This is a genomic window from Arthrobacter sp. J156 (assembly GCF_056172865.1).
On the sequence record NZ_CM149650.1, the window covers coordinates 870,356 to 884,935 of the forward strand.

At 70.5% G+C, this 14,580-nt stretch carries 13 protein-coding genes and 2 tRNA genes; 1 reads left to right on the forward strand and 14 read right to left on the reverse strand.

From position 1 onward, the window contains the following. Window positions 1-77: 77 nt before the first annotated feature. The 5 genes from AC0QR5_RS04045 to AC0QR5_RS04065 all read right to left on the reverse strand — a co-directional run bounded on the left by AC0QR5_RS04045 (window position 78) and on the right by AC0QR5_RS04065 (window position 4,467). Window positions 78-809 (reverse strand): phosphoadenylyl-sulfate reductase, encoded by a 732-nt coding sequence (locus AC0QR5_RS04045; RefSeq protein ID WP_329860703.1) that lies wholly within the window; start codon window positions 807-809, stop codon window positions 78-80. Beyond that, window positions 806-2,521 carry a nitrite/sulfite reductase gene (locus tag AC0QR5_RS04050; protein ID WP_329860705.1) on the reverse strand — a complete coding sequence of 572 codons (1,716 nt, stop codon included), beginning with the start codon at window positions 2,519-2,521 and terminating at the stop codon, window positions 806-808. Before AC0QR5_RS04050 ends, AC0QR5_RS04045 begins: the two co-directional genes overlap by 4 nt. A 77-nt stretch (window positions 2,522-2,598) precedes the next feature. Next, the gene (locus AC0QR5_RS04055; protein ID WP_430970714.1) at window positions 2,599-3,318 is read right to left on the reverse strand and encodes a sirohydrochlorin chelatase; all 720 of its coding nucleotides are present in this window, start codon (window positions 3,316-3,318) and stop codon (window positions 2,599-2,601) included. Further along, window positions 3,315-4,085, reverse strand: coding sequence for an SDR family oxidoreductase (locus AC0QR5_RS04060; RefSeq protein ID WP_329860707.1), 771 nt, complete (start codon window positions 4,083-4,085; stop codon window positions 3,315-3,317). The genes AC0QR5_RS04055 and AC0QR5_RS04060 overlap by 4 nt, the downstream gene beginning before the upstream one ends. 10 nt (window positions 4,086-4,095) lie before the next feature. After that, window positions 4,096-4,467: a DUF488 domain-containing protein gene (locus AC0QR5_RS04065; RefSeq protein ID WP_329860708.1), complete on the reverse strand. Its 372-nt coding sequence runs from the start codon at window positions 4,465-4,467 to the stop codon at window positions 4,096-4,098. A 52-nt stretch (window positions 4,468-4,519) separates the two neighbouring features. Here AC0QR5_RS04065 and valS point away from each other — a divergent pair, with 52 nt between their 5' ends. Then, entirely contained in the window at window positions 4,520-7,147 is a 2,628-nt protein-coding gene (gene valS, locus AC0QR5_RS04070; RefSeq protein WP_329860709.1) for a valine--tRNA ligase, read from the forward strand. A 354-nt stretch (window positions 7,148-7,501) separates the two neighbouring features. On the opposite strand, the gene AC0QR5_RS04075 is transcribed toward valS, so the two are convergent. From AC0QR5_RS04075 to AC0QR5_RS04115, 9 genes are all read right to left on the reverse strand, one after another. Then, window positions 7,502-8,110: a mycothiol-dependent nitroreductase Rv2466c family protein gene (locus tag AC0QR5_RS04075; protein ID WP_329860710.1), complete on the reverse strand. Its 609-nt coding sequence runs from the start codon at window positions 8,108-8,110 to the stop codon at window positions 7,502-7,504. Window positions 8,111-8,173: 63 nt separating this feature from the next. Further along, the gene (gene clpX / locus AC0QR5_RS04080) at window positions 8,174-9,466 is read right to left on the reverse strand and encodes an ATP-dependent Clp protease ATP-binding subunit ClpX (RefSeq protein WP_329860712.1); all 1,293 of its coding nucleotides are present in this window, start codon (window positions 9,464-9,466) and stop codon (window positions 8,174-8,176) included. Window positions 9,467-9,701: 235 nt separating this feature from the next. Then, window positions 9,702-10,361 (reverse strand): ATP-dependent Clp protease proteolytic subunit, encoded by a 660-nt coding sequence (locus AC0QR5_RS04085; RefSeq protein ID WP_329860714.1) that lies wholly within the window; start codon window positions 10,359-10,361, stop codon window positions 9,702-9,704. A 44-nt stretch (window positions 10,362-10,405) separates the two neighbouring features. Beyond that, window positions 10,406-10,999 carry an ATP-dependent Clp protease proteolytic subunit gene (locus AC0QR5_RS04090; RefSeq protein ID WP_329860764.1) on the reverse strand — a complete coding sequence of 198 codons (594 nt, stop codon included), beginning with the start codon at window positions 10,997-10,999 and terminating at the stop codon, window positions 10,406-10,408. 252 nt (window positions 11,000-11,251) lie between these two features. After that, window positions 11,252-12,610 carry a trigger factor gene (tig, locus tag AC0QR5_RS04095; protein WP_329860715.1) on the reverse strand — a complete coding sequence of 453 codons (1,359 nt, stop codon included), beginning with the start codon at window positions 12,608-12,610 and terminating at the stop codon, window positions 11,252-11,254. Window positions 12,611-12,651: 41 nt separating this feature from the next. Further along, window positions 12,652-12,726: transfer RNA gene (locus tag AC0QR5_RS04100), tRNA-Pro, on the reverse strand. A gap of 95 nt (window positions 12,727-12,821) precedes the next feature. Next, a tRNA-Gly gene (locus AC0QR5_RS04105) sits at window positions 12,822-12,892 on the reverse strand. 64 nt (window positions 12,893-12,956) lie between these two features. After that, the gene (locus tag AC0QR5_RS04110) at window positions 12,957-13,904 is read right to left on the reverse strand and encodes an Fpg/Nei family DNA glycosylase (protein WP_329860716.1); all 948 of its coding nucleotides are present in this window, start codon (window positions 13,902-13,904) and stop codon (window positions 12,957-12,959) included. Then, window positions 13,904-14,380, reverse strand: coding sequence for a ribose-5-phosphate isomerase (locus AC0QR5_RS04115; RefSeq protein WP_329860717.1), 477 nt, complete (start codon window positions 14,378-14,380; stop codon window positions 13,904-13,906). Before AC0QR5_RS04115 ends, AC0QR5_RS04110 begins: the two co-directional genes overlap by 1 nt. Window positions 14,381-14,580 lie beyond the last annotated feature (200 nt).

The window sequence follows — 14,580 nt, forward strand, 5'->3', positions numbered from 1 at the left end:
TCCTTGCTCGTGGTGTGGTGTGGTGTGCCCGGTACTCGGCTTCCGGGCGGTCGTGGCCGGTGCCGTGGAGGACCCCGTCACCGGTGGATGCCGCACTCGGTCTTGTTCAGGCCCGCCCAGCGGCCTGAGCGCGGGTCCTCGCCGGGGGCCACGGGCCGCGTGCAGGGGGCGCAGCCGATCGACGGGTATCCATGCGCCAGGAGGAGGTTCACGGGGACCTGATGCTCCCCCGCGTAGGAGACGAGCTGCTCGAAGCTCCACCCGGCAAGCGGGTTGACCTTGACGAGGCCGTGGGCCTCGTCCCACGTCACGAGCGGGGTGTCGACCCGGGTCGGGGCCTCCTCCCGCCGGACCCCGGTGAACCAGACGCGATAGCCCTTCAGCGCGCGCGCAAGCGGTTCCATCTTGCGCAGGCGGCAGCACTCACCCGGGTTCCGCTCGTGCAGGCGGGGCCCGTGTTCGGCATCCTGCTCGGCGACGCTCTGCCGCGGCAGCACCTCGACGATGTTCACGTCCAGGGCCTCGGCCACCTCGTCGCGGGCGGCGTGGGTCTCGGTGAAGTGGTAGCCCGTCTCCAGGAACAAGACGTCGACCCCGGGCAGGCGGTCGGCGACGAGGGCCGGCAGCACGGCGTCCGCCATCGAGCAGGCGACGGCGGCCTCGCTCGTGGCGAAGTGCCCGGCGACCCACGCGATCACCTCTTCGGCGGGGGCGTCCCAGCCGAGCACCTCGGCGCCCCGGGCCGCGAGGGCGCGATCACGATCAAGGGCCTCGGAGGGCCGCCCCGTCAGCAGTTCCCGGGCGCTCATGACAGCTCCTCGTCGTCCACGCGGTGCGCCCACGCGGCGAAGCTCTCGCCGTCCTGGGCTGTCTCCCCGTAGCGCCGCGTGAGGCGCTCGACGTAGTCCGGAAGCTCCGTGGCCGCGACCTTCAGGCCGCGCACCGTGCGGCCGAGGCCGGCCTCCTCGCGCTCCGAGGACGCGAGCCCGCCGCCCAGGTGCACCTGGAAGCCGGGGACCTGCCCGCCGTCGCCGTCCGGCAACAGCTGGCCCTTGAGGCCGATGTCCGCGGTCTGGATGCGCGCGCAGGAGTTGGGGCAGCCGTTCACGTGCAGGCTGAGGGAACGGGGTGGGCGCGCCGCGGGCCGTTCTTCGAAGCGGCGCTCCAGTTCCCGGACCGCGCCGATCGCCGTGTCCTTGGTGTCGACGATGGCGAGCTTGCAGAACTCGATCCCGGTGCAGGCGATCGCCGAGCGGCGGAACAGCGAGGGGCGGGTGGACAGGCCGAGCGCGTCGAGGTCCGCCGCCGCTTCCTCCGCCCGGTCGGCGGGCACGTCGAGGACGACGAGCTTCTGGTGCGGCGTGGTGCGCAGGCGCCGGGAGCCGTACTTCTCCATGAGGTCGGCGAGCTCGGAGAGGAGCGTGCCGGAGAGGCGGCCGACCTGCGGGGCCGCCCCGATGTAGTTCAGCCCGTCCTTCTGCTCGTGGATGCCGACGTGGTCGCCGGGTTCGCTCGCGGGCTCGGGGGCGGGACCGTCGGGCAGGCGGTAGCCGAGGTATTCCTCCTCGAGGACCGTGCGGAAGCGCTCCGGCCCCCAGTCGGCCATGAGGAACTTGAGCCTGGCCTTGTTGCGCAGCCGGCGGTAGCCGTAGTCGCGGAAGATCCGGATCACCCCATGCCAGACCTCGGCCGCCCGCTCCGGCGCGACGAACACGCCGAGGCGCTCGGCCAGCCGGGCGTTCGTGGACAGTCCGCCGCCGACCCAGAGGTCGTAGCCGGGGCCGAGCTCCGGGTGCCGCACGCCGACGAGGGAGATGTCGTTGATCTCGTGGACGACGTCGAGCGAGGGATGGCCCGTGATCGCGGATTTGAACTTGCGCGGCAGGTTGGCCAGCTCCGGGTCGCCGACGAAGCGTTCGGTGATCTCGCGGATGGCCGGCGTCGGGTCGAGGATCTCGTCCGCCGCGATCCCGGCGACGGGCGAGCCGAGGACGACGCGCGGGACGTCGCCGCAGGCCTCGGTGGTGCTCAGCCCGACGGCTTCGAGCCGGCGCCAGATCTCGGGGACGTCGACGACGTCGATCCAGTGCAGCTGGATGTTCTGCCGGTCGGTGACGTCGGCGGTGTCGCGGCCGAAGTCCCGGGAGATGCCGGCGATGGCGCGCAGCTGCTCGAGGTCCAGGGCGCCGCCGTCGATCCTGACGCGGAGCATGAAGTAGCGGTCCTCGAGCTCGTGCGGCTCGAGCGTCGCGGTCCGGCCGCCGTCGATCCCGGGCTTGCGCTGCGTGTAGAGGCCCCACCAGCGGAAGCGGCCGTGGAGGTCGTCGGGATCGATCGAGTCGAAGCCCTCGTGCGCATAGACCTGCTCGATGCGCTCGCGGACGTTGAGCCCGTTGTCGGCCTGCTTGAGGGTCTCGTTGGAGTTCAGCGGCTCGGTGCCGTCGATCTTCCACTGCCCGTGCGGCTTGGCGGCCGGCCGGGCGGGCCGTGGGCGGGAGGGAGTCTCGGTTGCCTGAGTCATGGCAGCGAGCCTAGGGACGCCGCCCGCCCCGCCCCGAACGCCGTCCGACCCAATCGGTCACGTGGTCACACGGGGACTCATTCGGTGTCCCGCGGGAGCAGGTGCCCCGCTTCATGAAGTCTTTCGACGACACATTTCGCGATCATGACCGAGGGAAGCAGCGGATTGGACACGTAGTCGGCGCCGCTCCCGGCCAGGCGGTCGTGGAAGAAGCCGGGGGCCAGGAGGTAGGACGCCACCCCGACGCGGGACGCCCCCGCGGCCCGGGCCGCGGCGACCGCGTCGGCGACGCGGGGTTCGGCCGCCGAGCAGAATGCCGCCGTGACGGGGACGCCGAGCTGTCTGGACAGGAGCACGGCGGCCTCGCGGGCCTGCTCCTGCCCCCTGGGCTCGCGGGTGCCGGCGGAGGCGAGGACGACGGCGTCGCCCTCCGCCCAGCCCGCCGCGCGGATCCGTTCGGCGAGCACCCGGGCCAGGTCCTGCTGCGCACCGATCGGCGCGACGGCCGCCGTTGCCGGGCGGGCGGCGACCGCCTCGGCGATGTCGACCCGGGTGTGGAATCCCTCGGACAGCAGCAGGGGCGCCACGACGGCGGGCTCGCCCGCCGGCAACCCGGCCAGGACCCCGGTCAGCCGGGGATCCTGCACGTCAACGTAGGCCTCGTGGACCACGATCGCCGGCTCGTGATCAGCGAGCCGGCGCTGGAGCTCGGCCCGGAGGCCGTCGATGAGCCGGCGCCCCTCGGGGTTGTCGGTGCCGTGGGCGCACGCGACGACGTGGCGGGTCGGGCCCGTCACGGAAGCCGCCGGATCACCTTGTGCGCCGCCGCCTGCGCGACGGGCCGGACGACGATCTCGTCGAGGTTGACGTGGTGGGGGACGGACACGGCGTAGGCGATGATGTCCGCGATGTCCTCGGCGGTCAGGGGCTTCTCCACGCCTTCGTAGATCTTCTCGGCCCGCTCGCGGTCCCCGCCGAGGCGCTGGAGGGAGAACTCCTCGGTGTGGACCATGCCGGGCAGCACTTCGACGACGCGGACGTTGTGTTCGGCCTCCTCGAGGCGCAACGCGGCCGTCATGGCGCGCTCGGCCGCCTTCGCGGCGTTGTATCCGCCCCCGCCCTCGTAGGAGACGAGCGCGGCCGTGGACGTCAGGTTCAGGATTGTTCCGCGGCCGGTGGCACGCAGCATCGGGAGGAAGGCCCGCGTGAGCTTCATCGTCCCCAGGACGTTGACCCGGTACATCCACTCCCAGTCCTCCGTCACGGCGGAGCCGACGGCCTCCACGCCGCGGGCCCCTCCGGCGATGTTCACGAGCGTGTCGATGCCGCCGCCCGAGGCGACGGCATCGAGCAGGCGCGCGACGTCGTCGTCCTCCGAGATATCGGCAGGGACCGGCCGGCAGCCCGTCTCGGCGGCGAGGGACTCGAGGCGCTCGGCGCGGCGGGCCGCGGCGAAGACGGTCCAGCCGCGGGAGGCCAGCAGGCGGACGGTCGCCTCGCCGATGCCGGTGCTGGCGCCGGTGACAAGGGCGGACGGGGGCGTGGTGGAGGCAGGGGTTTCCATGGAGCCCAGCCTATTCGGGGCGTCCCCCGCCCGCCGCGTCGACGATGTCGTCGCGTAACACCGTGGCGTGGTTGGGCCCGGTCGTCCGGCCGGCGTAGACGAACACGACGTCCTCGTGCTCCCGGACGAGTCCACGCAGACGCTCGGCACCCTCCGCGGCCGGACCGGCATGGAGCTCGTGCAGGTAGCGCTCCCGGAACCCGTCGAAGGACCCGCCCGCGTGGAACCAGCGGCGCAGTTCGTGGGACGGGGCCGCGTCCTTGGCCCAGTCGTCGAGTTGCGCGTCGGCCTTCGCCAGTCCGCGCGGCCAGAGCCGGTCGACGAGGACGCGGTAGCCGCCGTCGGGCGGATCGTAGGCGCGCAGGAGTCGGATGGTGCCCATGCGCCCCATGGTACGGCGGCCCGGCGTGTCCCGGCATGGAAGAATGGAACCCATGGCTGAGAACTCCTTGGGCACAGACACGCCCTTACCCGTTTCCGTCCCCGACAAGCCCGCCCTGGAAGGCCTCGAAGAGCGCCTGTCCGCCGCGTGGCGCACCGCGGGAACCTACCGCTTCGATCCCGAGACGACGCGCGATCAGGTCTACTCGATCGACACTCCCCCTCCCACGGCGTCGGGTTCGCTGCACGTGGGGCACATGTTCTCCTATACGCAGACCGACGTTCTGGCCCGCTACCAGCGCATGCGCGGAAAGAACGTCTTCTACCCGATGGGCTGGGACGACAACGGCCTGCCGACCGAGCGCCGCGTCCAGAACTTCTACGGCGTGCGCTGCGATCCGAAGACCCCCTACGACCCGGACTACGCTCCCCCGGCCCAGCCGGCGAAGAACCAGCGCGACTGGGACGTCGTCTCGCGCCGGAACTTCATCGAGCTGTGCGAGCAGCTCGCGGTGGAGGACGAGAAGGTCTTCGAGCACCTCTTCACGACGCTCGGCCTCTCGGTCGACTGGGACCTGACCTACCGGACCATCGACGACGTCTCCCGGGCCGTCTCCCAGCGCGCCTTCCTCACCAACCTCTCCGCCGGAGACGCCTACATGGCCGAGGCGCCGACCCTGTGGGACGTGACGTTCCGCACCGCGGTCGCCCAGGCCGAGCTCGAGGACCGCGAGATGCCGGGGGCGTACTACCGCTACCCGTTCACCGCGGCCGACGGCACGCAGATCCACATCGAGACGACCCGCCCGGAGCTCCTGGCCGCCTGCGTGGCCCTCGTCGCGCATCCCGACGACGAGCGGTACCAGCCGCTCTTCGGCCAGAAGGTCGTCTCCCCCGTCTTCGGGGTCGAGGTCGAGGTCCGCGCGCATCCGCTCGCGAAGGCGGACAAGGGCTCGGGCATCGCCATGGTCTGCACGTTCGGCGACCTCACCGACGTCACGTGGTGGCGCGAGCTGGACCTGCCGACCCGGGCCATCATCGGCCGTGACGGCCGCGTGACGGCCGAGACGCCCGAGTGGATCACGAGCGAGGCCGGCCGCGAGGCCTACGCCGCGATCGCCGGCAAGACCGTGTTCTCCGCGAAGGAGGCGGTCGTCGAGCTGCTCCGCGAGGCAGGGCTGCTCGACGGCGAACCGAAGAAGATCAGCCACCCGGTGAACTTCTTCGAGAAGGGCGACAAGCCCCTCGAGATCGTCACCTCCCGCCAGTGGTACATCCGCAACGGCGGCCGTGACGAGGACCGTCGCGAGCGCCTGGTCGGCCGCGGCAAGGAGATCGAGTTCCACCCCGGGTTCATGCGCTCGCGCTACACGAACTGGGTCGAGGGACTCAACGGCGACTGGCTCGTCTCCCGGCAGCGCTTCTTCGGCGTGCCGGTCCCGGTCTGGTATCCGCTGGACGCGGCCGGCGACCCCGACTACGAGCACCCGATCCTGCCCTCGGAGGAGCAGCTGCCGGTCGATCCGGCCGCCGACGCGGCACCGGGCTATGACGAGGCCCAGCGCGACGTCCCCGGCGGGTTCACCGGCGATGCCGACGTCCTCGACACCTGGGCGACGAGCTCCCTGACGCCGCAGATCGTGGGCCGCTGGAGCCGGGACGAGGACTTCTTCGCGAAGGTCTTCCCGTTCGACCTGCGCCCCCAGGGGCACGACATCATCCGCACGTGGCTCTTCTCGACCGCGGTGCGCGGCGACGCCCTGCACGGCTGCGCGCCGTGGAAGCACGCGGCGATCTCCGGCTGGATCCTCGATCCGGACCGGAAGAAGATGTCCAAGTCCAAGGGCAACGTGGTGGTCCCCACCGACGTGCTGAACGAGTTCGGCGCCGATGCCGTGCGCTATTGGGCCGCTTCCGCGAAGCTCGGGGCGGACACCGCCTACGAGATCGCGCAGATGAAGATCGGCCGCCGCCTGGCGATCAAGATCCTCAACGCCTCGAAGTTCGTGCTCAACCTGGGCGCGACGAGCTCCGACGTCCTCGACGGCGCGGCGGAGGTCGTCGTCAACGGCCTGGACCGTTCGCTCCTCGCGCGCCTGTCCACGGTGATCGACGACGCCTCGCGCGCGCTCGAGTCGTACGACTACGCGCGGGCGCTGGACCTCGTGGAGTCCTTCTTCTGGTCCTTCACCGACGACTACGTCGAGCTCGTCAAGGACCGTGCGTACGGTGCCCGCGGTCCCGAGGAGCAGGCGAGCGTCCTCGCGACGCTGGCCACGACCCTCGACGCCGTGCTGCGCCTCTTCGCACCGTTCCTGCCGTTCGCGACGGACGAGGTCTGGGGCTGGTGGCGTGAGGGTTCCGTGCACCGGGCTGCCTGGCCGACGTCGGCTCACCTCGCCGCCGCGCTCGAGGGGGCCGACCCCGGCGTCCTGCCGACCGTCGGCTCCGCGCTCGGTGGGATCAGGAAGGCGAAGTCGGAGGCGAAGGTCAAGCAGCGCACCGAGGTTGTCGCCGGGACCATCTCGGCGCCGGCCGCCCAGATCGAGCAGCTGCGCGCGGGCCTGGGCGACCTCCTGGCCGCAGGGAACGCCCGCGACCTCACGCTCATCGTGGCCGACGGCGAGCTGACGGTCGGCGGCGTCGAGCTGGCTCCCGCCGAGGAGCCCGCACCGCGCTAGAGGATCACCACGAGGGGAAGCCCCTTCGGCGTTTCCGCGTCGGAGGGGCTTCGACTCATTGGCTGCCGGGTAACGACCGATTGATTCCGGTAGCCGGTCCCGATCCGTCTCCTGCAGGTCTTTCCGCCTCGTTACCTGCGGTCGGTTGGAAGGCGATGCCTTCGTTCCGTCACTGCGGATGTGGTTCGTGACCACGCATTGTCTGGTGATGCGTACCCACAGTTCTACGCCGGGCCGCGTCGCATCGCAAGGCCCGTGCGGGGATTTGGAGGGTCCACGGCGCGCCGCCCGGGGTTTCCCATGGGCGCGTGGCCTTGACTCCTGGGGCGAGCCGGGATTCGGTGCCGCCTGGCGCTAGCCGTCGAACTCCGGGCTCTCGGTGCGCGAGCGCTTGAGCTCGAAGAAGTGCGGGTAGGAGGCGAGCGCGACGGCCGCGTCGAAGAGCCGGCCCGCCTCCTCGCGGCGGGGAACGCGCGTGATGACCGGGCCGAAGAAGGCCGTGCCGTTGAGCGAGAGGATGGGTGTGCCGACGTCCTGGCCGACCTGGTTGATCCCCGAGTCGTGCGAGGCCCGCAGCACCGCGTCGAACTCGTCCGTGGCGGCGGCATCGGCCAACGTGGCCGGCAGGCCCGCGTCCTCGAGCGCGCGGGTGATGACCTCGGCGCGGTCCTTGACCTGCTCGTGGTGGATGAGCCGTCCCATCGCCGTGTAGAGGCGGGCGACGGCCTCCTGTCCGTGCTGCTGGCCGGTGGCGGCAACAACCCTGACGGGACCCCAGGAGTCGTCCATCATGCGGCGGTAGTCCTCGGGCAGATCGCGCCCCTCGTTGAGCATCGACAGGCTCATGACGTTCCATTCGACGCCGATGGGCCGGACCTTCTCGACCTCCAGGATCCAGCGCGAGGTGGCCCACGCGAACGGGCAGATCGGGTCGAACCAGAAACCGACGGTGGTCGTGCTCATCGAGTTGCTCCTTCGTGGCAGGCGTGTGCCGGGATGGGTGTCGAGGATGCGGAACGGCCTGGTCTAGGCCGACTTGTTGCGGCGCTTCGCGGCCACCTGGCGCGAGATCAGCGTGGGCTCGGCCTTCCCCGCGACGACCTCCGCGGTGACGACGGCCTCCGCGATGTCCTCGCGGCCCGGCAGCTCGAACATCACGGGGCCGAGCACCTCCTCGAGGATGGCGCGGAGCCCCCGCGCACCGGTACCCCGTTCCAGGGCGAGGTCCGCGATGGCCTCCAGCGCGTCCTGTTCGAAGCAGAGCTCGACGCCGTCGATCCTGAACATCTTCTGGTACTGCTTCACGAGGGCGTTCTTCGGCTCCGTGAGGATCTCGATGAGCGCGGGGCGGTCGAGCTTCTCGACCGTGGTGATGACCGGGAGGCGCCCGATGAACTCGGGAATCAGGCCGAACTTGAGCAGGTCCTCCGGCCGCACGTCCGAGTACGACGCGGCCTCGGCCTTGAGGTGCGTCAACGGCGCACCGAAGCCGATTCCCTTGCGTCCGGCCCGCGAGCCGATGATCTCCTCGAGTCCGGCGAAGGCACCGGCCACGATGAACAGGACGTTCGTCGTGTCGATCTGGATGAACTCCTGGTGCGGGTGCTTGCGTCCGCCCTGCGGAGGCACGGAGGCCACCGTTCCCTCGAGGATCTTCAGGAGGGCCTGCTGCACGCCCTCCCCCGAGACGTCGCGCGTGATGGAGGGGTTCTCGCTCTTGCGCGAGATCTTGTCGATCTCGTCGATGTAGATGATCCCCTGCTCGGCCTTCTTGACGTCGTAGTCTGCGGCCTGGATGAGCTTGAGCAGGATGTTCTCCACGTCCTCGCCGACGTAGCCGGCCTCCGTCAGGGCCGTGGCGTCGGCGACGGCGAACGGCACGTTGAGACGGCGGGCCAGGGTCTGGGCGAGGTAGGTCTTGCCGCAGCCCGTGGGACCGATCAGGAGGATGTTGGACTTCGCGACCTCGACCTCGTCGAGGGGGTGGGAGCTGTCGTTGAGCGAGGCCGGCTTGGGGACGTTCCCGGCCTGGATGCGCTTGTAGTGGTTGTAGACGGCGACGGCGAGCGAGCGCTTCGCGCCCTCCTGGCCGATCACGTATTCCTGGAGCGAGTCGAAGATCTCGCGCGGCCGCGGCAGCTCGAACTCCGCGCCCTCCTCGACCTCGGCCAGCTCCTCGTCGATGATCTCGTTGCAGAGCTCGATGCACTCGGTGCAGATGTAGACGCCCGGTCCTGCGATGAGCTTGCGCACTTGTTTCTGGCTCTTGCCGCAGAAGGAACACTTCAGCAGATCGGAGCTCTCACCCATGCGTGCCATTGCGACCTTCTCCCTACTGTCGGCACTCCCGGCCGCCGGACGGACCGACGACTCCGCGCGGTGCAGTCGTCGCGCCGCGCGATGGCGGTCCGTCAGGGCGGCCCGCCCGTTGCCCGCGCCACGCCCGGTGGGGCGCCGCTGCGGGACTTCTTCAACTGTAAGTCAGCGACCCGACGGTTTGGGTCACCGCCGGGCCCATGCTGCAACATTTCGCAGGGCCCGGCGGTGCGGAGGGCTAGCTGCCGACGGCCTGTGGCTTGATCTTGCGCGGCGTCAGCACCTCGTCGATCAGGCCGTAGACCTTGGCGTCCTCGGCCGTCATGTAGAGGTCGCGTTCGATGTCGATGCCGACCTCCTCCGCCGTCTTGTTGCTGTTGGCGGCGAGCGTGGTCTCGAGCCAGGTCCGCATGCGCATGACCTCCTCTGCCTGGATCTGCAGATCCGTCGCGGTGCCGCGCTCTCCCCCGCCCATGGCGGGCTGGTGGATCAGGACGCGTGCATTGGGCAGGGCGAGCCGCTTGCCGGGGGCCCCGGCCGAGAGCAGAACGGCCGCCGCGCTGGCCGCCTGGCCGAGGCAGACGGTCTGCACCTCGGGACGGATGAACTGCATCGTGTCGTAGATGGCGGTCATGGCCGTGAAGGAACCGCCCGGGGAGTTGATGTACAGCGTGATGTCGCGCTCCGGATCCATGGACTCGAGGACGAGCAGCTGGGCCATCACGTCGTCGGCCGAGGCGTCGTCGACCTGCGAGCCCAGGAAGACGATCCGGTCCTCGAAGAGCTTCGCGTAGGGATCCTGGCGCTTGAAGCCGTAGGGCGTGCGCTCCTCGAACTGGGGAAGGATGTAGCGGGCGGTCGGCAGCTGCCCGGCGGTTCCGATGCCGTTGGCGTTCATGGTGTTCTCCTGTGGGGATCTAAGGGGTCGGGACGGGCTCGCCGCTACTGCTTCACTCCGCCGCCGCCGGAGACGGAGTGCGAGTTCTGGGCGATGTGGTCGAAGAATCCGTACTCGAGGCCCTCCTGGGCCGTGAACCACTTGTCCCGGTCGTTGTCGCGCAGGATGGTCTCGAGATCCTGGCCCGTCTGCTCGGCCGTGAGCTCGGACATGACCTTCTTCATGTGCAGGATCAGCTCGGCCTGGATGCGGATGTCGGAGGCGGTGCCGCCGATGCCGCCCGAGGGCTGGTGCATGAGGATGCGTGCGTTGGGGGTCGCGTAGCGCTTGCCCTTCGTGCCGGAGGAGAGCAGGAACTGCCCCATCGACGCGGCGAGTCCCGTGGCGACCGTGACGACGTCGTTGGGGATGTAGTTCATCGTGTCGTAGATCGCCATGCCGGCGGTGATGGAACCGCCCGGGGAGTTGATGTAGAGGTAGATGTCCTTGTCCGGGTCCTCCGCGGACAGGAGCAGCAGCTGCGAGCAGATCGCGTTGGCGTTCTCGTCGGCGACCTCGGTGCCGAGCCAGATGATCCGCTCCTTGAGCAGCCGGTTGTAGATGTAGTCCTCGCGGCTGGCCGGGTCGACCGAAGCCATGGTGGGGGTGCGGGATTCCTTGGACATGCTCGAATACCTCTCCGTGGTGCCGTGCTCCTCCGGCCGTTGCGCCGGGGCGCCGTGGGCGCTTGCCTTCCATGAGACTACTGCCTGAGGACCGCCTCGGCGCGGTGCGGCCGGGGCTGTTCGCTGTGGGCGCATGGTGGTCCGCGCCGCGCGTTCACCGGCCGCTTAAACGCCGCTCGGCGGGAGCCCCGAAGGGTCCCGCCGAGCGGCGTTGCGCTGCGTTTCCTACTCGGCCGAGGAGGCGGAGGCGGAGGAAGCCGACGAGGCGGAGCTCGCGGAGGAGGCCGAGGCCTCTTCGCCGGCCGGGCGGACGAAGCTGCTGAGGTCGACCTCGTTGCCCTCGGAGTCGGTGACCTTGGCCAGCTCGAGGACCTTGGCGAGCGCCTTGCGGCGGCGGACCTCGCCGATCATCATCGGCACCTGGCCGGCGCCGTCGAGCATCTGGGCGAACTGGTTCGGGTCCATGCCGTACTGGCTCGCGGTCTGGACGATGTAGTCGATGAGCTCGGACTGCTCGACGCCGACCTCTTCCTTCTCGGCGATCTTGTCGAGGATGACCTCGTTCTTGAAGGCGCGCTCGGCGTTGGCGCGGACCTCGGCGCGGTGCTCCTCGGTGTCGTGCTCCTCGCCCTCGGTGTGGCCGCCCTGGGCGAAGTGCTGCTCGACCTGCTCGTCGACGATGGAACCGGGGACCGGGACCTCGATGAGCTCGACGAGCTTGTCGAGGACGAGGTCGCGCGCCTGCACGCCCTGCTCGACGACCTTGGCGTCGGCCGCCTGCTTGGCGAGGTCCTCGTTGAGCTCGGCGATCGTGTCGAACTCGGAGGCCAGCTGGGCGAACTCGTCGTCGGCCTCGGGGAGTTCGCGCTCCTTGACGGCCGAGACGGCGACCTTGACCTGGGCGGTCTCGCCCGAGCGCTCGCCACCGGCCAGCGTGGACTCGAAGACGGCGTCCTCGCCGGCGGACAGGCCGGTCACGGCCTCGTCGAGGCCCTCGAGCATCGTGCCGGAACCGACCTGGTAGGACAGGCCCGTCGCGGAGTCGACCTCTTCGTCGCCGATGGTCGCCTTGAGGTCGATCGTGATGAAGTCGGCGTCGGCGGCGGGGCGCTCGACGGCCTTGAGCGTGCCGAAGCGTCCGCGCAGCTCGTCGAGCTGCTTCTGGACATCCTCGTCGGACGCCGATGCCGCGTCGACCTGGACCTCGAGGCCGGCGTAGTCCGGGAGCTCGATCTGAGGCCGGATGTCGATCTCGGCGTGGAAGGCGAGCTGGCCGGCGTCGCCCTCGGGCACCTCGGTGATCTCCACCTCGGGACGGGACAGCGGGACGATGTCGGCCTCGCGGACGGCCTCCTGGTAGAAGCCGTTCATGCCCTCGTTCACGGCCGTCTCGAGGACGTAGCCGCGTCCGACGCGCTGGTCGATCAGCACGTTGGGCACCTTGCCCTTGCGGAAGCCCGGCACCTGGATCTGCTGTGCGATGGTCTTGTACGCGGCGTCGATGCTCGGCTGGAGTTCGTCGAGCGGAACCTCGACGTTGAGCTTGACCCGGGTCGGGGAGAGGTTTTCGACGGCGCTCTTCACAGCTGTGGTACTCCTGAGGATGGGATCGATGGTGGGCAGAGTCGGGGTGACAGGATTTGAACCTGCGACCTCACGCTCCCAAAGCGCGCGCTCTAGCCAAGCTGAGCTACACCCCGATTAGTGCAGCTGCCAGTTTACGCAGAACGGCCGCGCTACGACTAATCAGACGCGGAAGGCGGACCGGCCGCGGCCGGTCCGCCTTCGCGACGCGAGGGGATGACGGGAATCGAACCCGCGTAATCAGTTTGGAAGACTGAGGCTCTACCATTGAGCTACATCCCCGAGGACGTTGAGACTTTAGCACGAGCCGACCCCCGGTCCGCAATCCGCCGTCCGGAACCGACGCCTACGCGCGCCCTTCCCGCCCCTGGCACGCGGGACACCAGTAGAGCTTGCGGGAGGCGATCTCGGCCAGGGCGATCCCCGTACCGCAGACCCTGCAGCCCAGTCCCTGGCGCTGGTAGACGTAGTAGGCGTCGTCCGGCCAGACCGGCGCCGCGCCGGAGCGGTCCCCGGGACGCGTGGTGATGATCCGGCCGTCGCGGACACCGTCGGCCATGATCGACGCGAGGTCGTCCCAGAGCCGCCGCGCCGCGTCGACGCCTGCCTGCCGCCCGGTGGCCCAGGGGTCCATCCGCTCCCGGAACAGGGCCTCGGCGCGGTAGATGTTTCCGACGCCGGCGATGACGGATTGCTCCATGAGCAGCACGGCCACGGGCGTGGCGCGGCGGACGAGCCGGCGCGCGAACTCCGCCCGCGGATCGTCCCAGACGGGAACCGGCAGCGCCGCCGCGCCGGCAACCGCATCATCCGGGGCCGGCCCGAGCGGGTCCGGACCGAGGCGCCCCAGCACGGCGGCCACGCCGGCGTCGTCGAGCACCTCGCAGGCGCTCGGCCCCCGCAGGTCCGCCCATCCGTGCCCGGACTCGAGCCGGGCGCGGACCTGCCCCACGGGCTCCGGCGGGCCCGCGTACGGGACGGGGGCCCCGTCGTCGTACGCCTCCCGCTCCCCCACGCGGCGCGGCGCCCCGATCGAGGAGGCGCCGCGGAAGCCCTCGTCGCCGCCGAAGTCCCAGGCCCCGTAGAGCCCCAGGTGCACGCGCAGCGTGAGGTCGTTGTCGAAGCGGAGGAACAGCATCTTCCCGTGCGCCCCGGCGGATTCGAGCGTCCGCCCGTCCACGCGCCGGGCGTCGGCGGAGAACCGGCCCTGCGGGCTCGAGACCCGGAGCCGGCTCCCCGCGAAGACGTCGTTGAACTGCCGCGCGAGGCGGTGGATCGAGTGGCCCTCCGGCATTACTCGGCGGGGACCTCGCCCGTGGCCTCGTAGGAGGCGATCTTGCCGATGCGGCGCACGTGGCGCTCCGCGTTGCTGAACGGCTCGGCGAGGAAGGCCTCGATGATCGCGGTCGCCTCATCGAGCGGGTGCTGGCGCCCGCCGACGGCGATGACGTTCGCGTCGTTGTGCTCGCGGGCCAGGCGCGCCGTGTCGAGGTTCCAGGCCAGCGCCGCGCGGACTCCGGCGACCTTGTTCGCCGCGATCTGCTCGCCGTTGCCGGAGCCGCCGAGGACGATCCCGAGGGCCTCGGTGCCGGCCGCCTGGTCGGCGACGACCGCGAGGGCGGCGTTGATGCAAAAGCGCGGGTAGTCGTCCTCGGGGTCGTAGGCCGTGGGGCCGTGGTCGACGACGTCGTGGCCGGCGGCGCTCAAATGGCGCACCAGGTGGGCGCTCAGTTCAAGACCGGCATGGTCCGTGGCGATGTGCACGCGCATGGAAAGGGTCCTCCGCGGGTGAGTGGGTGGTGAACGCGTCCCAGCCTATCCCCCGGGCGGGCCTGGGCCGAGGGCGCAACGTGCTTTGTGGCGGAGCGGGTGCGTCGCTAGGGTGCAAGCAGTGGCGCTTGGTGAGACAATGGCCACATCTTCAGCGATTCTTTCAGAATCGCCGTGCCGGCTCCGGCCGCGCACCGCAC